This window comes from Agromyces solani, from assembly GCF_058349925.1.
Map to the genome: position 1 here is coordinate 285,293 of NZ_JBYRER010000003.1, position 17,846 is coordinate 303,138.

Below are 17,846 nucleotides of genomic sequence, written 5' to 3' on the forward strand. Positions count from 1 at the left end.
TCGATGCGCGTCGACTTCGTCGGCGCTGCTCAGCCGACGGAGAACCGCTCGAATCGGGGGGATCGCCCTGCTCAAGTAGACTTTCCCGCTGTGAACAACCGCACCCTCGTCAAGAACCTCGCCGCGCTGCCCGACGGCCCCGTCACCGTGTCCGGATGGGTCGAGACGGTTCGCGATCAGAAGAAGGTGCAGTTCGTCATCCTGCGCGACGAGACCGGTGCGGTGCAGCTCGTCAACCCGGCGACGCGCGAACTCGACGAGAGCCAGCAGGGCGACGCCGAGGCATCCGCCCGCCTGGAGACCACCGAGGCGATCTCGGCGCTCGCGCACGGCTCGTTCATCACGGTGACCGGCGACCTCAAGCACGACGAGCGCGTCAAGCTCGGCGGCATCGAGGTGAAGATCGCGACGCTCGACGTCGTCGCCGCCGCGAACCCCGAGACGCCGATCGCGGCCGACTCGAGCCTCGACAAGCGCATGGACTGGCGCTTCCTCGACCTGCGCCACCCGAAGCAGAACCTGATCTTCCGCATCCAGACGACGTTCCTGCACGCGCTGCGCGGCGTCTGGGTCGAGAAGGGGCTCATCGAGATCCAGACCCCGAAGCTCATGGCGTCGGCCTCCGAGTCGCGCGCCGAGCTGTTCGAGGTCGACTACTTCGAGGGCAAGGCGTACCTCGCGCAGAGCCCGCAGTTCTTCAAGCAGATGGCCCAGGCCGCCGGCTTCGGCGGCGTGTTCGAGGTCGGGCCCGCGTTCCGCGCCGACCCCTCGTTCACGAGCCGCCACGCGACCGAGTTCACCTCGATCGACACCGAGATCAGCTGGATCGACTCGCACGAGGACGTCATGGCGCTCCACGAGGAGCTCATGGTCGCCGGCTTCCAGGCCGTCGTCGACAAGCACGGCGCCGAGATCAAGGAGCTCTTCGACCTCGAGATCCAGGTGCCGAGCCGCCCGTTCCCGCGCATCCCGCTCGCCGAGGCGAAGCAGATCGTCGCCGACCGCGGCTACGTCATCCCCCGCACCGACGCCGACATGGACCCCGAGGGCGAACGCCAGATCTCGGCGTACGTCAAGGAGACCTTCGGCCACGACTTCGTCTTCCTCACCGACTACGCGTCGAGCATCCGGCCGTTCTACCACATGCGTCACGCGGATGACTCGGGCCTGACGAACTCGTACGACCTCATCTACAACGGGGTCGAGATCTCCACGGGCGCGCAGCGCGAGCACCGCATCGACGTGCTCATCGCCCAGGCGCTCGACAAGGGCATGGACCCCGAGGAGCTCGAGTTCTACCTCGACTTCTTCCGCTACGGCGTGCCGCCGCACGGCGGGTTCGGCATGGGCCTCGCGCGCGTGCTGATGCTCATGCTCGAGGAGCACTCGATCCGCGAGACGACGTACCTGTTCCGGGGGCCGACGCGCCTGCTGCCGTAAGCGACGGCGGACCGCGGCCTGCTGCCAGCCCCTAGGCTCGAACCATGGTCGATCTCACGCCGCTGGTTCGCATCGAGGGCGGCACGTTCCGTATGGGCTCGAACGAGTTCTACGCCGACGAGACCCCGGTGCACGACCGCACGGTCGACGTGTTCGAGCTCGAGCAGCACCCGGTGACGACCGAGCAGTTCGCGGCGTTCGTCGAGGCGACCGGGTACGTGACGGTCGCCGAGCGACCGCTCGACCCGGCCGACTTCCCGGGAGCCGACCCCTCAGACCTCGTACCCGGCGGACTCGTCTTCACGCCGACGCCCGGCCCCGTCGACCTGCGCGATTGGCGGCAGTGGTGGCGCTGGGGTGCCGGCGCGAGCTGGCGGCATCCCTTCGGTGCCGACGGCCCCGACGCCCTCGCCGAGCGACCCACCCACCCAGTGGTGCAGGTGAGCTTCGAGGATGCCTCGGCCTACGCCGAGTGGGCCGGCCGGCGCCTGCCCACCGAGGCCGAGCTCGAATACGCCCACCGCGGCGGCCTCGACGGTGCGCGCTTCGCGTGGGGCGACGACGAGACACCGAACGGCGAGGTCATGGTCAACCGCTGGCTCGGGCACTTCCCGTACGAGACGAGCGTCGGCTGGGCCGGCACGTCTCCCGTGAAGACGTTCGCCGCGAACGGGTACGGGCTCTACGACGTCGCCGGCAACGTGTGGGAGTGGACGACCGACTACTACACCCCGCGCCACATCGTCCCCGGCTCCGAGGCCGATGCGGTCGACGCGGGCGCCCGTCCGAACCTGCTCGCCGCGGCGTCGGCCGAGCCGGGCTCGCGCATCCCACGGCGCGTGCTCAAGGGCGGCTCGCACCTCTGCTCGCCCGAGTACTGCCTGCGCTACCGTCCCGCGGCCCGCTCGCCGCAGGCCGACGACACGGCGACCTCGCACATCGGGTTCCGCTGCGCGCGCACCGTCGGCTGAGCCTGAGCCTGAGCCTGAGCCTGCGCACCGCACCGCACCGCACCGCACCGCACCGCACCGCACCGCACCGCACCGCACCGCACCGGCACAAAGGGATTCCCGCGCTGCTGTGCAAGTTCCGCCTCACGATGAGGCGGAACTGGCACAGCTCGAATGCGTCTCCGACGCGGCGCGACGGCCGCCCGGCCCGGGCTGCGAAGGGCGACCGCGAGCTCAGCTGATCGGACCCGCGACCGCCGCGTCGAGCGTCGGGTAGACGCGACCGCCCGCCTCGAGTCCGGCGAACCAGCGCCCTCGGCGGGCGGACGCGGCGCCTTCGGCGGGCACGGCGGCGAGCCGCAGCTCCACCCCGTCGCCGGCGAGTTCGCGGTCGAGCTCGGCGAGCGCGTCGAGCACCGTCACCGAGACGACGTCGAGCCGGGTGAGCTCGAGCGCAGCGACGGTCGTGCCGGGGTTCGCGCGCACGGCGTCGAGCACGGCGCTCTCGTAGGCGAGCACGTTGGCGGTGTACATGGGGCCGAGCAGTCGCAACGGCATCACGCCGTCGCGCGGCGCGCCGACGTCGAGGCGCACCCGGTTGAGCTCGCGCAGGATGACGACCATGGTCGCGATGATGCCGACGGCGACGGCGAGCAGCAGTCCCGCCGTAAGGCCGACGATCGCCGTCGAGACGGCGATCCAGAAGTCGTTGTGGCTGATGCGCCAGAAGCGCACGAGCGAGCCGATGTCGATGAGCCCGACGACCGCGACGAACACGAGCGAGGCGAGCGTCGCCTGCGGCAGGAGGCTCAGCACGGGCCCGAGGAACAGCGCGACGAGCACGGCGAGCACGACCGTGACGAGCGTCGACAGCTGCGTGCGCGCGCCGGCGCCCTGGTTGACCGCGCTCTGCGAGAAGCCGCCGGCCGCGGGCAGCACTTGGAAGAACGAGCCGACGGTGTTCGCGGCGCCGGTCGCGAAGAGCTCTTGGTTGCTGTCGACGCGCGGCTCGCCCTGGCGGCGGATGCCGCGCGCGACGGCCGCCGACTCGAGGAACGCCATGATCGCGATCGCGCACGCGCCCGGCAGCATCGGCACGATGTTGGTGAACGTCGGCAGCTCGAAGGGCGGGAAGCCCTGCGGCACGGGCGCGATGAGCTCGACGCCCTGGTCCTCGATGCCCGTGAACGCGACGAGCAGGATGCCCGCGGCCACCACGATGAGCGGCGCCGGCACCTTCTTCAGGAACGCCTTCATGAGGAACATCGCCGTGATCGACGCGACCGACAGCAGCACGGTCGTGACGTGCGCCGTCGGCAGCGCCGCGAGGGCCGCGGCGAGCGAGCTGAAGAACCCCTCGCCCGACGGGTTCGAGGTCTCGCCGAGCAGCTTCGGCAGCTGTCCGACGGCGACCGTCGCCCCGACGCCGATCTGGATTCCGACGGTCGTCGCCTGCGAGATGTTCTCGACGAGCGAGCCGAGCTTCGCAGCCCGCGCGATCAGCAGGATCAGCCCGACCATGAGCGTGAGCGCGATGAGGTCGGGCACCGGGTCGTCGGAACCCGCCGCGACGCCTGCCGAGACGAGCGTGGTCGCCGTGAGCGTCGCGATGGTCGATGTCGTCGACACGCTCATCGCCCGCGAACCGCCGAGCATCGCATAGACGAGCATCGGCACCATGCACGTGTAGAGTCCGAGCTGCACGGGCAGGTTCGCGATCGTCGCGTACGCCATCGCCTGCGGGATCACCACGGCACCGGCCGCGAGCCCCGCGATCAGGTCGGCCCCGAGCCATCCACGCTGATAGCCCGCAAGGGTCGGGAAGAGTCTGAAGCGCCGGGTCCCCGGCACGGTGCTGCTCATCGGCTCACGCCCCGGGGAAGACGCGGGTCCAGTCGCGCTTCACGCTCACGACCGTGTAGCCGTTGGCGGATGCCTCGGCCAGGACCTTCTCGGCCCCCTTGTCGTACGGGATGTCGCCCCGGTCGGTGTCGTCGTCGTGCCGCACGACGAGGGCGAACCCGCCGCCCTTGCGCGTGAAGTCGAGCATGGCCTGGTCGCCGTTCGAGTTGCCGCCGGCGAAGAGCGGTCGACGGCCGATGCGGCTCCAGATGCGCACGGGCTTCTCGGGCCCGTCGTCGAAGAAGTCGAGCCCGCCGGCGTAGCGCACGTCGTGGGTCTCGGGATCGTACGAGAGTCCGAACGCAGAGCCGACGACACGCTCGGGCGGGATGCCGTAGTTCGCGAGGGTCATCGGACGCATGAAGTCGCGTTCGCCTCCCGAGACGATGTACACCGTGAAGCCGTGCGCCTCGAGGTAGCGCAGCAGTTCGACCATGGGCGCGTAGATCGTCTGCGAGTACGGCGTGCCGAGCGTCGGGTGCTTCGCCGTTGCGAAGAACTGCTCGACCGAGGCGGCGTACTCCTCGATGCTCGCGCCGGCGGTCGCGCCGACGACCGCACCGATGAGGGTCTGCAGGTCGGAGTCGTCGCCCTGGTAGTGCTTCTCCACCGCACCTGCGAGCCACGCGAGGTCACCGCTCACGACCGCCTGGTACGGCTGGCGCTCGGCGAGCGCGGGATCGGCCTCCGCCTGCTGCTTCCACTGCTCGACGAGGTAGGCGAGCTGGGTGACGAGCGGCTTCTCGGTCCACAGCGTGCCGTCGTTGTCGAAGACGGCGACGCGCTCGGCCTCGGGCACGGCGTCGGGGCCGGTCGTCACGCGCTCGACGAAGTCGACGATCGCCCGCCGGGTCTCGGTGTCGGCCCACGAGGGCAGTTCGTTCGGCATGGCGTTCCTCTCGGAGTTCGTCGCGCAGACGCGGAAACGGGGGCGCGAGGCATCCGCACCCCCGTTCCGCCATTCTGGCAGCGGGTCGATCAGTCGCGCGCGTACGCCGCCGCGAGGTGCGCCTCGAGGTCGAGATACGCGTCGTCGGCGATGTCGAACACCACGCGCGCGATCTCGCCGCCCGTGAAGTCGAACCCGTGCCCGTACAGCGACGACACGGGGTCGGCGCTGTCGCGACCGATCGTGAGGCCCTCGCCGCAGAGCGAGAAGTGGCCGAGCACGGTGCGGATCTGCTTCTCGCCGACCTGCTGGTCGTCGATGTAGAGCTTCACCGGGCCGACGCCCTCGCGGTACTCGCCCATGCCCTCCTTGGTGAACTCGACGCCGATGATGTGCCTGCCCGAGGCGGGCACGGGCGCCGAGACCCGGTCTTCCGGCGGGATGCCGAGGAAGTTGTACACGTAGTGCACCTGGCCGTCCTTGACGACGAGCGCGTGCCCGCCGAACCGCGAGCCGTGCGCGAAGATGACGCCCTGGCTGTCGGGGGTGAGCTCGACCTCTGCCGCGATCTTGTACGAGACGCCGTGCGTGTTCGCCGCGCTGCGCTCGGGGATCTCGCTCGTGCCCGGGTAGTACACGTACCGTCCCGACGGCGGCGCGGGCTGGTGGTACTCCATGTGGATGAACGTGTCGAAGTCCTTCGGGTTGCCGATGACCTGCAGGTCGTTGAGCGGCAGCACGTTGTTGGCCTTCGCCTCCTGCATCCACAGCGCCTTCAGCTCCTCGAGCTTCTCGGGGTACTGGTCTGCGAGGTCGTTCGCCTCGGAGCGGTCGACCTCGGTGTGGTAGAGCTCCCACACATCCTCGTCGAAGTGCCCCTTGCCGCTCACCGGGCCGTGCACGGTGACGGCCTTCCACCCCTCGTGCCAGATGCCGCGCTGCCCGAACATCTCGTAGTACTGCGTCTGCTTGTTCGTCGGCGCGTCGGGTGCGGCGTCGAACGACGGCACCATCGAGACGCCCGAGAGCGGGGCCTGCTCCACGCCGTTGTACGTGTCGGGGAACGAGACGCCGCACGCCTCGAGGATCGTCGGCACGATGTCGGTCGAGTGGTGGTACTGGTGGCGCACCTCGCCGCGGGCCGTGATGCCCGCAGGCCACGAGATCACCAGCGGGTCGGCGATCCCGCCCTGGTAGGTGTAGCGCTTGAACATCTTGTACGGCGTCGTGAACGCGGCCGCCCACCCCGTCGGGTAGTGGTTGTACGTGTCGGGCGAGCCGAGCTTGTCGACGAGCTTGAGGTTCTCTTCGAGGCTGTCGGGGTAGCCGCCGAAGATCTTGCCCTCGTTGACCGAGCCGTTCGGCGAGCCCTCGCCCGAGGCGCCGTTGTCGGCGCAGTAGATGACGAGCGTGTTCTCGAGCTGTCCCGACTCCTCGAGGTAGTCGATGATGCGGCCGACCTGCGCGTCGGTGTACTCGCTGAAGCCGGCGTAGACCTCGGCCATGCGGCTGAACATCGCCTTCTGCTCGTCACTCAGCGACGCCCACGGCAGCACCTCGTCGCTCTGCGAGAACGTGCCGTCGGGCATGGGGTTCAGCTCGGTGAGCGCCGTGTCGGCGGGCAGGATGCCGCGCTCGATCATGCGCGGGAGCACCCACTCGCGGTACGCCTCGTAGCCGTCGTCGAACTTGCCCTTGTAGCGGTCGATGTACTCCTGGGGCGCATGGTGCGGGGCGTGGTTCGCACCGGGGCAGAACCACAGGTACCAGGGCTTGTCGGGCTCGGTCTGCTTGACGTCGCGGATCATCTTGAGCGCCTGGTCGGCGAGGTCCTTCGACAGGTGGTACCCGTCCTCCGGCAGGTACGGCTGGTCGATGTACTTGTTGTCCTCGGCGAGCGAGGGGTACCAGTTGTTCGTCTCGCCGCCGATGAAGCCGTAGAAGCGGTCGTAGCCCTGCGCGAGCGGCCAGTTCTTCTTCGACGACCCGGCCGTCCACTCGTCGATCGGCACGTTGTGGTTCTTGCCGACCCAGAACGTCGACCAGCCGGCGTCGCGCAGCAGGTGCGCCATCGGCACGTTCGACGGCGGGATGTGCGAGTTGTAGCCGGGGAAGCCCGTCGACGACTCCGAGATCGTGGCGAAGCCGTTGAGGTGGTGGTTGCGCCCCGTGAGGAACGTCGAGCGCGTCGGCGAGCACAGCGCCGTCGTGTGCCACTGCGAGTACGTCAGGCCGTTCTGCGCGAGCCGCTCCATCGTCGGCATCTGGATGCGGCCGCCATACGGCGACCAGGCGGCCATTCCGGTGTCGTCGTAGAGCACGACGAGCACGTTCGGCGCTCCCTCGGGCGCCTTCTCCGGGAGGAATGCCTCCCAGTCCCCCTGCGAGTCCCGAACGTCGAGTTCGATCTTCCCCTTGAATTCACGCGCCACGGCGGTCTCTCCCCTTCGAATACGGGGAACCGACCCGTGTCCCCCCGCTCGTCACCCTAGCCACGGCCGCGAAGCGGCGCCAGAGAATCGGGGCGGATTCGGAGTGATGAGGAGTGCTCGCCACGGAGCCGAACGATCGGGAGCGCTCAGCCCTTCGCGCAGATCGCCGTCTTCAGTCGCACCGGGTCGACGCGCCAGTAGTCGTGCACCTCGCCGTCGATGAGCAGCACGGGGATCTCCTCCGCGTAGCGGTTGCGCAGCGCCTCGTCATCGAGGATCGACTGCTCCTCGAGGTGCACGCTGCACGAGGCATCCCGCTCGAATTCGGACATGACCGCCTGCACGACCTCGCGGGCGTCGTCGCAGAGGTGGCAGCCGGGCTTGCCGATGAGGGTGAGCTGGATGTCTCGGGCCATGCCTCGATCGTACGTCGGCGCTGAGGTCGGTCGAGCGGTGGGTTGAGTAGGCGCGAAGCGCCGTATCGAAACCTAGGCGCGAAGCGCCGTATCGAGACCACCGCCGCACACAGCGAAAAGCGCCGAACCCCGAAGGGCTCGACGCTCAGCTGCAGTCGCGAGCGACTACTTCTTGTTGCGACGCTGGTGGCGCGTCTTGCGAAGAAGCTTGCGGTGCTTCTTCTTCGCCATGCGCTTGCGACGCTTCTTGATGACGGAACCCATCAGAACCTCACAGAGAAAGATCGTGCCGGCCGCGCGAGTCGCAGCCGAAGGCAGAAAGCCTCGGAGTAGTCTAGCCGATTCCCGGAGCGTTCTCGTTCACACCGACGGGTCGAGGAGCGAGCGACGCGCGAGCCCGCGTCTCGAACGCGCTACCGTCGAAGGATGCCCGACCTCGTGATCCGCTCGACGACCGCCGACGACTGGCAGGCGCTGCGCGCGCTGCGCCTCGAGATGCTGCGCGACTACCCGATCGCCTACGGCGAGACGCTCGAGCACGCGCTCGAGGTCGACGAGGCCGGGTGGCGCCTGCGCGGTGCGCGCGGCGAACGGGCCGACCAGTCGCTGAAGGTCGCCATCGACGGCAGCCGTTGGGCGGGCACGATGGCCGGCTACATCCCGGATGCCACGACCGGTCCGATGCTCGTCGGCGTGTACGTCGCTCCCGACTACCGCGGCGAGACCGCCGGGGTCGCGGTCGCGCTGCTCTCGGCCGTCGAGGCGTGGGCGGCCGGGCACGGCGACACGCTGCGGCTCGAGGTGCACGAGACGAACGCGCGGGCGATCCGCTTCTACGAGAAGCTCGGGTTCACGTTCACCGGGCGCAACCGCCCCTATGAACTCGCCCCCGGAGGCCTCGAGCTCGAGATGATCAAGCCCCTGCGCTGACCCGCGCGGTCTCCCGCGCACTCCGCGCGCACTCCGCGCCGGGTGCGCGAGTCGCCGAAAAGCGCTCCTTACCTGCCCGCGAACCACACTTCGTGGCGACTCGCATCCGGCGCGCTCGCCGCCGCGCTCGCCGCCGGGTGCGCGAGTCGCCGAAAAGCGCTCCTCACCTGCCCGCGAAGCGCACTTCGTGGCGACTCGAATCCGCCGCCCTCACCCCCGCCTGCGCGAGTCGCCGAAAAGCGCTCCCCACCTGCCCGCGAACCGCACTTCGTGGCGACTCGCATCATGGCGCGGCGGGCGAAGCCCCGGGGACAGGCCCGGGCGCAGCCCCGGCGAGCCCGAGTGAGCCCGGGCGGGGCACGCCTAGCGAGCGAGCAGCGCCATGACGAGGCCGACGCAGGCCGCGGCCGAGGTGAGCCAGCGCACGTGGTTCCAGGCGAGCCATCCCGGCCGGAACGCCCGCCAGGCTGCGCCGAGCGCGGTCGCGTCGGTCGCGGGCACGGCGGCCAGCCGGTTGTTGCGCGGTACGTTGGCGCCGCCCGTGACGCCGATCGCCCCGACCACGTAGACGACCGCGGCGGCGATCAGCCACCACGTCGCGTCGCCGAGCGGGCCGACGAATCCGAGCACGACGAGTGCGATGAGCACGAGACCCGTGCCGAACAGCGCGAGCATGAGCGGCGGGCGCGGCGCGGTCGCGTTGATCTCCTGCATCGCCCGCGCGGCGTCGGCGGCCGGCAGGCGATCGAGCCCCTGCATCACGAACGTCGAGAACGCGAAGAACACGCCCGAGACGATGCCGGTGCCGACGATGCCGATGACGAGGAGGACGGTGGCGACGACGCTCATCGGGCCAGTCTGCCGGAAGCCGCCGACGGGCGGGAGAGCGAAGGGCTACTTGCGCTTGACGACGGCGGTGACCTGGTGGGCGGTGTCGGCGAAGGCCTTGCCGATCTTCGAGGCGAACGCGCGCTGCTCGTCGTTGAGCGCCTCGTCGTGCGAGTCGGCGCCGGCGAGGGTCGCGGCGTCGGCCGCGGCATCCGATGCCGTGAACGGAATCAGCCAGTCCTCGATGGTCTCGAGCGGCGCGCGGTCGAGCCGGTAGTACCGGTGCTGCCCCTCCTCGCGCACCGCGACGAGGCCCGACTCCCGCAGGACCTTCAGGTGCTTCGACACCGTCGGCTGGCTCGTGCCGAGCGCCGCGACGATCTCCGAGACGCTGATCTCGCCGCCCGACTGCGGCACCGTCGACTCGCGCTCGAGCAGCACGGCGAGGATGTCTCGTCTGGTCGCGTCCGCCACGACGTCGAAGATGTCAGCCATGCCCCAAGGCTAGTCATTCGGGCCGGGGAGTACCATGACAGTCGCGCCGGATGACGACTGACAGGGGGGTCGATGCGCGCAGAGCGAGTGAGCCGGCTCGGTCGCGTCGACCGGCGTTCATGGCTCGGGCGCGTCCGCGACGGCCTCGACAGCCTCGTCAAGAGCTCGCCGTCGCGGTTCGCAATCCTCGTGTTCGCCGCGCTGATCCTGCTCTTCACGCTGCTCTTCTCGTTGCCGATCGCGCGCGCCGGCGAGGCATCCTCCGCGCCGCTCCACGACGCGCTGTTCACGGCCGTCTCGGTCATCTGCGTGACCGGTCTCGCCACGGTCGACATGGCGACCTACTGGTCGCCGTTCGGCCACGCGCTCGTCTACATCGGCGTCAACATCGGCGGCGTCGGCGTCCTCACGCTCGCGACGACGCTCGGCTTCGTCATCTCGCGCCGGCTCGGGCTGCGCGCGAAGCTGATGGCGGCGAGCGACACCAACCCGTCCCGCATCCACGTCGGGCCCGTCGCCGAACGCCAGGCCGTGCGGCTCGGCGAGGTCGGCGGGCTGCTGTTCACCGTCGCCGTGAGCGCGTTGGTCATCGAGGGCGTCATCGCCGCGGCCCTGATGCCGAGCATGCTCGCCGCGGGATACGACGCCGGCCACTCGATCTGGTACAGCCTCTACTACTCGGCGATGGCGTTCACCAACACCGGCTTCTCGCCGAACCCCGGAGGCCTCGAACCCTTCGCTCACGACTACTGGATGCAGTCGATGCTCATGATCGGGGTGTTCCTCGGCGCACTCGGCTTCCCCGTGATCTTCGCGCTCGCCCGAGCCTGGCGGAACCCCCGCAAGTGGAGCGTGCACGTCAAGCTCACCCTCGCGACGACGACGATCCTGCTCTTCGCGGGCGCCGCGATGTTCCTGCTGCTCGAGTACGCGAATCCGAAGACGTACGGCCACCTCGACGCCGGGGCGACGATCTTCCAGTCGTTCTTCATGTCGGTGATGACGCGTTCGGGCGGCTTCGCCACGATCGACATGCACGACCTCTACGGCTCGAGCCAGCTCGTCAGCAGCATGCTCATGTTCATCGGCGGCGGCTCGGCGTCGACGGCGGGCGGCATCAAGGTGACGACGCTCGCCGTGCTGTTCCTCGCCGCGTTCGCCGAGGCGCGCGGCAATCCCTCGATGGAGGCGTTCGGCCGCCGCATCCCCCGCGACATGCTGCGGCTGTCGGTGAGCGTCGTGCTCTGGGGGGCGACGATCGTCGCGGTCGCGTCGATCGCGATCCTGCAGATCACGAAGGCGCCGTTCGAGAACGTGCTCTTCGACGTCATCTCGGCGTTCGCGACGTGCGGACTCTCGACCGGGCTCACGGCCGACCTCCCGCCCGAGGGCGTCTACGTCATGGCGGCGACGATGTTCATGGGCCGCGTCGGCACCGTGACCCTCGCCGCCGCACTCGCCGCGAGCCAGCGGCGCCAGCTGTTCAAACGACCGGAAGAGAGGCCCATCGTTGGTTGACAAGATCAGGCACGACGCCCCGGTGCTGGTGATCGGCCTCGGCCGGTTCGGTGCCGCCACCGCCGGGCAGCTCGACCGGCTCGGCCGCGAGGTGCTCGCGGTCGACACCGACGAGGGCCTCGTGCAGAAGTGGTCGGAGCGGGTCACCCACGCGGTGGTCGCCGACGCGAAGAACATCGACGCGCTCAAGCAGATCGGCGCACAGGACTTCTCGATCGCCGTCTGCGCCGTCGGCTCGTCGATCGAGGCGTCCGTGCTGATCACGGCGAACCTCGTCGACCTCAAGATCCCGCAGATCTGGGCGAAGGCGATCTCGGCGTCGCACGGCAAGATCCTGCAGCGCATCGGCGCGAACCACGTCATCTACCCCGAGCGCGAGGCGGGCGAACGCACCGCGCACCTCGTGTCGGGCCGCATGCTCGACTTCATCGAGTTCGACGACGACTTCGCGCTCGTGAAGATGTACCCGCCGAAGCCGATCCGCGGCAAGAACCTCACCGAGTCGGGCGTGCGCTCGAAGCACCGGGTCACCGTCGTCGGCGTGAAGAGCCCCGGCAAGCCGTTCACCTACGCGACCGAGAACACGGTGGTGTCGAACCACGACCTCATCATCGTGTCGGGCACCGAGGGCGACATCGAGAAGTTCGCGGCGCTCGAGTAGGGCGGTCGAACCGGCGCGTTGCGCGTATCGGGGCCACCGGGTCGGCGTGGATGACTCGGGGTGGAGTTGCTCGTGACCTCGCGGTGGTCTCGATACGGCGCTACGCGCCTACTCGACCGACCGGCCTCAACTCGATACGGCGCTTCGCGCCTACTCGACCGACCGGGCCGAACTCGATACGGCGCTTCGCGCCTACTCGACCGACCGGCCCGAACCGGCGCGTTAGGGTTCCGTTAGGAAGATTCACAAATTTGTGAATCGGGCGTAACATCGCGCTCATGACGACAGTGATCAGCGCCAGCGGCCTCGAGAAGCGATTCGGCCGCACCGTCGCACTCGACGGCCTCGACCTCGAGGTCGGCACCGGCGAGGTGCACGGATTCCTCGGTCCGAACGGCGCAGGCAAGTCCACCACCATCCGCATCGTGCTCGGCCTCGCCCGGGCCTCGGGCGGGTCCGCGACGCTCTTCGGGCAGGACCCGTGGAAGCGAGCCGGCGAACTCCACCGCCGCGTCGCGTACGTGCCCGGCGACGTCAGCCTCTGGCCGAACCTGACCGGCGGCGAGGCGATCGACCTGCTCGCGCGTCTCCGCGGCGGCGCCCGCGACAAGGCCGCCTACGCCGCCCGCAAGCAGCGCCTGCTCGAGGTGTTCGACTTCGACCCGCGCAAGAAGGGTCGCGCGTACTCGAAGGGCAACCGGCAGAAGGTCGCCCTCATCGCGGCCTTCGCATCGCCCGCCGAGCTCTACATCCTCGACGAGCCCACGAGCGGTCTCGACCCCCTCATGGAGCAGGTGTTCAACCGCGAGATCGCCCGGGTCTCGCAGGAGGGGGCGACCGTGCTCCTCTCGAGCCACATCCTCTCCGAGGTCGAGGAGCTCTGCGACCGGGTGAGCATCATCCGCGCTGGCACGACCGTCGAGTCGGGCACCCTCGCCGAGCTCCGCCACCTCACCCGTACCGAGATCGCGTTCGCCGCCGACGGCCTCGACCCCGTCGCCTTGGCGGCGGAGATCGACCGGCTGCCCGACGCGCACGATCTCCTCATCGACCACGGACGTGTCAGCTTCACGGTCGACAGCGACCGCGTGGCATCCGTGCTGCCCGATCTCTCGCGTCTCGACGTGCGCGGCCTCACCGTCTCGCCGCCCTCGCTCGAAGAGCTCTTCCTCCGCCACTACGGCGACGAACTCACGCAGCGCGCAGCGAGCGTCTCGGAGGAGGCGCTGGCATGAGCACCTTCGGCACGCTGCTCAGGCAGCGGCTGCGCCGCGACCGCCTGCAGCTGACCCTCTGGCTCGTCGGCACCGCGCTGCTCGCGTACGCCTCGGTCACGGCGGTCGCCGACACCTTCGGCGACGAGGCCGAGCGCCGCGAGATCCTGCAGGTCGCGACGGTGAGCCGCACGATCCTCGTGTTCCGCGGCACCCCCGACGGCACCGACCTCGGCGCGTACGCCTTCTTCGCGATCTTCGCGTGGCTCGCGCTCATGGGCGGGCTCATGAGCACCTTCCTCGTCGTGCGCCACACCCGCGCCGAGGAGGAGCAGTCGCGAGCCGAACTCGTCGCCGCGACACCCGCAGGACGGGTCAAGCCGACGGTGGCCACCCTCGTGCACGGCGTGGTCGCGAACCTCGTCCTCGGCGCGCTCGTCGCCGTCGCGTTCATCGCCGCGGGATACGAGCTGGAGGGCTCGTGGGTCACGGGTGCGGCGATGGCCGCCACCGGGATCGCCTTCGTGGCGTTCGGACTGGTCGCGGCGCAGCTCTTCCGCACCTCGCGCGGGGCGAACGGGGCGGGCGTCGCCGTGGTCGTCGGCGCGTACCTGCTCCGGGGCATCGGGGATGCCGCGGGCACGCCCTCGGACGACCTCCTGCACGTGACGCCGGCGTGGCCGAGCTGGCTGTCGCCCATCGGCTGGGGTCAGATGACGGGGGCGTTCGTCGACAACGCCCTCGCCCCGCTCGGGATCTCGCTCGGCGTCGCGACCGTGCTCGTCGCGGTCGTCTTCGTGCTCCAGTCGGTCCGCGACCAGGGTGCCAGCCTGCTGCCGGGCCGTCGCGGTCGGGCCGGGGCGAGCCCGGTGCTGTCGAGCTCGTTCGGCCTCGCGTGGCGCCTCAACGTCTCCACGCTGATCGCGTGGGCGGTGGGCGGCGCGGTCGCGGGGCTCACCGCGAGTTCGCTCTCGGGCCTCGTCGACCAGATCGGCGGCGAGGCGCCGCAGATCGCCGAGACACTGCAGAACGCGCTCGGCGGCGGTGCCACGCTCGAGCAGGCGTTCATCGCGACCTTCTACGGCATCATCGGGGTGCTCGCCGCCTGCTGCGCGGTGCAGGTCGGCATCCGCGCCCGCCAGGAGGAGGCGCACGGCACGGCCGAAGTCGTGCTGGCGACCCCCGTTCCGCGCACCCGGTGGCTGCTCGAGTACTGGGTCGTCGGCGTGATCGTGATCGCCGTCGTGCTCGGAGCGGCCCTCCTGGCCGGGCTCGTCGGCGCCGCGTCGTCGGAGCGCGCCGACGAACTCGTGCCGCTCATCTCGCAGGCCGCGCTCGCACAGCTGCCCGTCTCGCTCGTCTTCCTCGGGCTGACGCTCGTCGTGTTCGCCTACCTGCCGCGGTGGACGATCGCGCTCGGCTGGACGGTGGTCGGCGTCGCCGCCATCCTCGGCACGTTCGGACCGCTGCTCGGAGCCCCTGATTGGATGACCGACCTCTCGCCGTTCACCCATTCGCCGGTGCCGACGGGCGATGACGTCGACTGGTCGGGCGGGCTGTGGATGATCGCCATCGGGGTGGCGGCCGCAGCACTGGCCGTCGTGTCGATGCGGCGCCGCGAATTGGCCTCGGGGGCCTGAGAGAATCGGAAGATGGCCCGCGACGAAGTCTCACTCAGGGCGGCGGTCGACAAGTCGGTCGCCGTCCTGGCGGGTGCCGGATTCCCCCGCATGCCGGCGCGCGTGCTCATGGCGCTGCTCGTCGCCGACCGCGGGCTGACGGCGGCCGAGCTCTCGGAGGAGCTCGGCGCGAGCGCCGCGGCGATCTCGGGAGCGGTGCGCTACCTCGAGCAGCTCGGCGTCGTGCACCGCATTCGCGATCGCGGCAGCCGGCGCGACCGGTTCGAGTTCAGCGACGACGCCTGGTACCGGGCGATCGTGCAGAAGTCGCCGATCTACGGCATCATCGCCGACCTCTCCGATCGCGCCGCCGACGCGATCGACGACGAGCAGCACGCGGGCTCGCAGCGACTGCGCGACACCGCCGGCTTCTACCGCTTCCTCGACGGCAGGATGCCCGAGCTGCTCGCCGAGTGGGACGCGATGCGCGACGCCGCGACCTCCGCCCCGACCGCCGGTTGAGGCGCGCCGTCGCGCGCCACCCGACCAGCGGGAGGGATGAGCGGCCCGTAGGGATGCCGCGGGCGGGCGTTAGGGCTCCGTAAGGGTCGGCGCCGAGGCATCCACGGCGGTGTTGCATCGGGGGTGCAGCGCAGGGGCGCTGCCCGCCGCCGCGGGTGCGGGGCGGATCCCGAACCCTGGAGTCCCCGTGCTCGACATCGTCACCCTCATCGGCATCCTCGCCGTGTTCGCGGTCGTCGGCCTCATCGCCAAGGGGGTCGAGAAGCTGTGATCGTGTTCGAGCTCCTCGCCGCCGCGCTGGCCGTCGCCGCCGTCGTCTACCTCGTGGTCGCCCTCGTCAAGCCCGAGCGGTTCTGATGGACGTGCTGTTCGCCGTCCTGCAGGCGGCCACCCTCGCGCTCGTCCTCGGCCTGCTCTACCGCCCCCTCGGCGACGTCATGGCCCGCATCTACACGAGCGACCGCGACCTGAAGGTCGAGCGCGGCCTCTACCGCCTCATCGGGGTCGACCCCCGCGGCGAGCAGTCGTGGCCCGCCTACCTGCGCGGCGTGCTCGCGTTCTCGCTCGTCGGTCTGCTGCTCGTCTACGCGCTGCAGCGCATGCAGGCCGTGCTGCCCTACTCGCTCGGCCTGCCGGCCGTGCCCGAGGGCCTCGCCTTCAACACCGCCGCGTCGTTCGTCGCCAACACGAACTGGCAGTCGTACTCGCCCGAGCTGACCATGGGCTACACCGTGCAGCTCGCGGGCCTCGCGGTGCAGAACTTCGTCTCCGCCGCCGTCGGCATCGCGGTCGCCGTCGCCCTCGTGCGCGGCTTCGCCCGCCGCGGCTCGGCCACCATCGGCAACTTCTGGGTCGACCTCGTGCGCGGCGCGTTCCGGCTGCTCCTGCCGCTGTCGATCGTGGGCGCGATCGTGCTCATCATCGGCGGCGTCGTGCAGAACTTCAACGGCTTCACGGAGGTGTCGACGCTCGCCGGCGGCACCCAGCAGCTGCCGGGCGGCCCGGTCGCGAGCCAGGAGGTCGTCAAGCTCCTCGGCACGAACGGCGGCGGATTCTTCAACGTGAACTCGGCCCACCCGTTCGAGAACCCGACCGCGTGGACGAACCTCTTCGAGATCGTGCTCATGCTCGCGATCCCGTTCGCCCTTCCCCGCACGTTCGGACGCATGGTCGGCTCGAACAAGCAGGGCTACGCGATCCTCGCGGTCATGGCCTCGCTCTTCGTCATCTCGCTCGTCGCGCTGAGCGCGCTCGAGTCGGCCGGCAACGGCACGGCGCCCGAGCTCGCGGGTGGCGCGATGGAGGGCAAGGAGGCGCGCTTCGGCATCTTCGGCTCGACCCTGTTCGGCACGACCTCCACGCTCACGTCGACGGGCGCGGTCGACTCGATGCACGACTCGTTCACCGCCCTCGGCGGCATGATGCCGATGCTCAACATGATGTTCGGCGAGGTCGCCCCCGGCGGCGTCGGCTCGGGTCTCTACGGCATGCTCGTGCTCGCCGTGATCGCGGTCTTCATCGCGGGCCTACTCGTCGGCCGCACGCCCGAGTACCTCGGCAAGAAGATCGGCCCGCGCGAGATCAAGCTCGCGAGCCTCTACATCCTCGTGACGCCGACGCTCGTGCTCGCGGGGACCGCGCTGAGCTTCGCGATCCCGGGCGTGCGCGAGGACGTCGAGCAGGTCTCGATCTGGAACCCCGGCGTGCACGGCATGAGCGAGGTGCTCTACGCCTTCACGAGCGCGTCGAACAACAACGGCTCGGCGTTCGCGGGCCTCACCGCGAACACGCCGTGGCTCAACACGGCACTCGGCGTCGCGATGCTGCTCGGCCGGTTCGTGCCGATCGTGTTCGTGCTCGCCCTCGCGGGCTCGCTCGCCGCGCAGCAGAAGGTGCCCGAGACCGCCGGCACCCTGCCGACCCACAAGCCGCAGTTCGTCGGCCTGCTCGTCGGCGTGACCGTGCTCATCACCGCCCTCACCTACTTCCCCGTGCTCACGCTCGGACCCCTCGCAGAAGGACTCAGCTAG

General features: G+C 70.1%; 18 protein-coding genes. 11 read left to right on the top strand and 7 right to left on the bottom strand.

Annotation, left to right across the window (positions count from 1 at the left end; translation table 11 throughout):
• Nucleotides 1-90: 90 nt before the first annotated feature.
• Both aspS and AC3RJ7_RS13735 read left to right on the top strand, forming a co-directional pair.
• Complete coding sequence (gene aspS, locus AC3RJ7_RS13730) at nt 91-1,440, top strand: aspartate--tRNA(Asn) ligase (protein WP_491456414.1); 1,350 nt, start codon at nt 91-93, stop codon at nt 1,438-1,440.
• A 44-nt stretch (nt 1,441-1,484) separates the two neighbouring features.
• The gene (locus AC3RJ7_RS13735) at nt 1,485-2,411 is read left to right on the top strand and encodes a formylglycine-generating enzyme family protein (protein ID WP_491456415.1); all 927 of its coding nucleotides are present in this window, start codon (nt 1,485-1,487) and stop codon (nt 2,409-2,411) included.
• Nucleotides 2,412-2,624: 213 nt separating this feature from the next.
• On the opposite strand, the gene AC3RJ7_RS13740 is transcribed toward AC3RJ7_RS13735, so the two are convergent.
• From AC3RJ7_RS13740 to AC3RJ7_RS13760, 5 genes are all read right to left on the bottom strand, one after another.
• Entirely contained in the window at nt 2,625-4,253 is a 1,629-nt protein-coding gene (locus AC3RJ7_RS13740) for a SulP family inorganic anion transporter (RefSeq protein ID WP_491456416.1), read from the bottom strand.
• A 4-nt stretch (nt 4,254-4,257) separates the two neighbouring features.
• Nucleotides 4,258-5,181 (bottom strand): HAD family hydrolase, encoded by a 924-nt coding sequence (locus tag AC3RJ7_RS13745; protein ID WP_491456417.1) that lies wholly within the window; start codon nt 5,179-5,181, stop codon nt 4,258-4,260.
• 89 nt (nt 5,182-5,270) lie between these two features.
• On the bottom strand, nt 5,271-7,613 hold the full coding sequence (locus tag AC3RJ7_RS13750) for an arylsulfatase (protein ID WP_491456418.1): 2,343 nt from the start codon (nt 7,611-7,613) through the stop codon (nt 5,271-5,273).
• Nucleotides 7,614-7,759: 146 nt separating this feature from the next.
• A complete protein-coding gene (locus tag AC3RJ7_RS13755; protein WP_491456419.1) occupies nt 7,760-8,029 on the bottom strand; it encodes a glutaredoxin family protein in 270 nt (89 codons plus the stop codon).
• A gap of 165 nt (nt 8,030-8,194) precedes the next feature.
• Nucleotides 8,195-8,293, bottom strand: coding sequence for a 30S ribosomal protein bS22 (locus AC3RJ7_RS13760; RefSeq protein WP_003792170.1), 99 nt, complete (start codon nt 8,291-8,293; stop codon nt 8,195-8,197).
• Between the two features lie 162 nt (nt 8,294-8,455).
• Between AC3RJ7_RS13760 and AC3RJ7_RS13765 the strand changes: the two genes are divergently transcribed.
• On the top strand, nt 8,456-8,959 hold the full coding sequence (locus AC3RJ7_RS13765; protein WP_491456420.1) for a GNAT family N-acetyltransferase: 504 nt from the start codon (nt 8,456-8,458) through the stop codon (nt 8,957-8,959).
• Between the two features lie 363 nt (nt 8,960-9,322).
• On the opposite strand, the gene AC3RJ7_RS13770 is transcribed toward AC3RJ7_RS13765, so the two are convergent.
• Entirely contained in the window at nt 9,323-9,808 is a 486-nt protein-coding gene (locus AC3RJ7_RS13770) for an anthrone oxygenase family protein (protein ID WP_491456421.1), read from the bottom strand.
• 45 nt (nt 9,809-9,853) lie between these two features.
• The gene (locus tag AC3RJ7_RS13775; RefSeq protein ID WP_491456422.1) at nt 9,854-10,282 is read right to left on the bottom strand and encodes an ArsR/SmtB family transcription factor; all 429 of its coding nucleotides are present in this window, start codon (nt 10,280-10,282) and stop codon (nt 9,854-9,856) included.
• A gap of 72 nt (nt 10,283-10,354) precedes the next feature.
• Here AC3RJ7_RS13775 and AC3RJ7_RS13780 point away from each other — a divergent pair, with 72 nt between their 5' ends.
• From AC3RJ7_RS13780 to kdpA, 8 genes are all read left to right on the top strand, one after another.
• A complete protein-coding gene (locus tag AC3RJ7_RS13780) occupies nt 10,355-11,800 on the top strand; it encodes a TrkH family potassium uptake protein (RefSeq protein WP_491456423.1) in 1,446 nt (481 codons plus the stop codon).
• Complete coding sequence (locus AC3RJ7_RS13785; protein WP_491456424.1) at nt 11,793-12,461, top strand: potassium channel family protein; 669 nt, start codon at nt 11,793-11,795, stop codon at nt 12,459-12,461. The genes AC3RJ7_RS13780 and AC3RJ7_RS13785 overlap by 8 nt, the downstream gene beginning before the upstream one ends.
• Before the next feature lie 278 nt (nt 12,462-12,739).
• Nucleotides 12,740-13,696 carry an ABC transporter ATP-binding protein gene (locus AC3RJ7_RS13790; protein WP_491456425.1) on the top strand — a complete coding sequence of 319 codons (957 nt, stop codon included), beginning with the start codon at nt 12,740-12,742 and terminating at the stop codon, nt 13,694-13,696.
• Entirely contained in the window at nt 13,693-15,315 is a 1,623-nt protein-coding gene (locus AC3RJ7_RS13795) for an ABC transporter permease (protein WP_491456426.1), read from the top strand. Before AC3RJ7_RS13790 ends, AC3RJ7_RS13795 begins: the two co-directional genes overlap by 4 nt.
• Nucleotides 15,316-15,327: 12 nt before the next feature.
• The gene (locus AC3RJ7_RS13800) at nt 15,328-15,816 is read left to right on the top strand and encodes a GbsR/MarR family transcriptional regulator (protein ID WP_491456427.1); all 489 of its coding nucleotides are present in this window, start codon (nt 15,328-15,330) and stop codon (nt 15,814-15,816) included.
• A 109-nt stretch (nt 15,817-15,925) separates the two neighbouring features.
• On the top strand, nt 15,926-16,087 hold the full coding sequence (locus tag AC3RJ7_RS13805) for a hypothetical protein (RefSeq protein WP_491456428.1): 162 nt from the start codon (nt 15,926-15,928) through the stop codon (nt 16,085-16,087).
• A complete protein-coding gene (locus AC3RJ7_RS13810) occupies nt 16,084-16,173 on the top strand; it encodes a potassium-transporting ATPase subunit F (RefSeq protein WP_491456429.1) in 90 nt (29 codons plus the stop codon). Before AC3RJ7_RS13805 ends, AC3RJ7_RS13810 begins: the two co-directional genes overlap by 4 nt.
• A complete protein-coding gene (gene kdpA / locus AC3RJ7_RS13815) occupies nt 16,173-17,846 on the top strand; it encodes a potassium-transporting ATPase subunit KdpA (RefSeq protein ID WP_491456430.1) in 1,674 nt (557 codons plus the stop codon). Before AC3RJ7_RS13810 ends, kdpA begins: the two co-directional genes overlap by 1 nt.

Excerpts from the sequence above, each read along its gene's own strand:
- AC3RJ7_RS13735 (WP_491456415.1), top strand. The coding sequence starts at position 1,485 with ATGGTCGATCTCACGCCGCTGGTTCGCATCGAGGGCGGCACGTTCCGT.
- AC3RJ7_RS13740 (WP_491456416.1), bottom strand. The coding sequence starts at position 4,253 with ATGAGCAGCACCGTGCCGGGGACCCGGCGCTTCAGACTCTTCCCGACC.
- AC3RJ7_RS13745 (WP_491456417.1), bottom strand. The coding sequence starts at position 5,181 with ATGCCGAACGAACTGCCCTCGTGGGCCGACACCGAGACCCGGCGGGCG.
- AC3RJ7_RS13755 (WP_491456419.1), bottom strand. The coding sequence starts at position 8,029 with ATGGCCCGAGACATCCAGCTCACCCTCATCGGCAAGCCCGGCTGCCAC.
- AC3RJ7_RS13760 (WP_003792170.1), bottom strand. The coding sequence starts at position 8,293 with ATGGGTTCCGTCATCAAGAAGCGTCGCAAGCGCATGGCGAAGAAGAAG.
- AC3RJ7_RS13765 (WP_491456420.1), top strand. The coding sequence starts at position 8,456 with ATGCCCGACCTCGTGATCCGCTCGACGACCGCCGACGACTGGCAGGCG.
- AC3RJ7_RS13770 (WP_491456421.1), bottom strand. The coding sequence starts at position 9,808 with ATGAGCGTCGTCGCCACCGTCCTCCTCGTCATCGGCATCGTCGGCACC.
- AC3RJ7_RS13775 (WP_491456422.1), bottom strand. The coding sequence starts at position 10,282 with ATGGCTGACATCTTCGACGTCGTGGCGGACGCGACCAGACGAGACATC.
- AC3RJ7_RS13780 (WP_491456423.1), top strand. The coding sequence starts at position 10,355 with ATGCGCGCAGAGCGAGTGAGCCGGCTCGGTCGCGTCGACCGGCGTTCA.
- AC3RJ7_RS13790 (WP_491456425.1), top strand. The coding sequence starts at position 12,740 with ATGACGACAGTGATCAGCGCCAGCGGCCTCGAGAAGCGATTCGGCCGC.
- AC3RJ7_RS13795 (WP_491456426.1), top strand. The coding sequence starts at position 13,693 with ATGAGCACCTTCGGCACGCTGCTCAGGCAGCGGCTGCGCCGCGACCGC.
- AC3RJ7_RS13800 (WP_491456427.1), top strand. The coding sequence starts at position 15,328 with ATGGCCCGCGACGAAGTCTCACTCAGGGCGGCGGTCGACAAGTCGGTC.
- kdpA (WP_491456430.1), top strand. The coding sequence starts at position 16,173 with ATGGACGTGCTGTTCGCCGTCCTGCAGGCGGCCACCCTCGCGCTCGTC.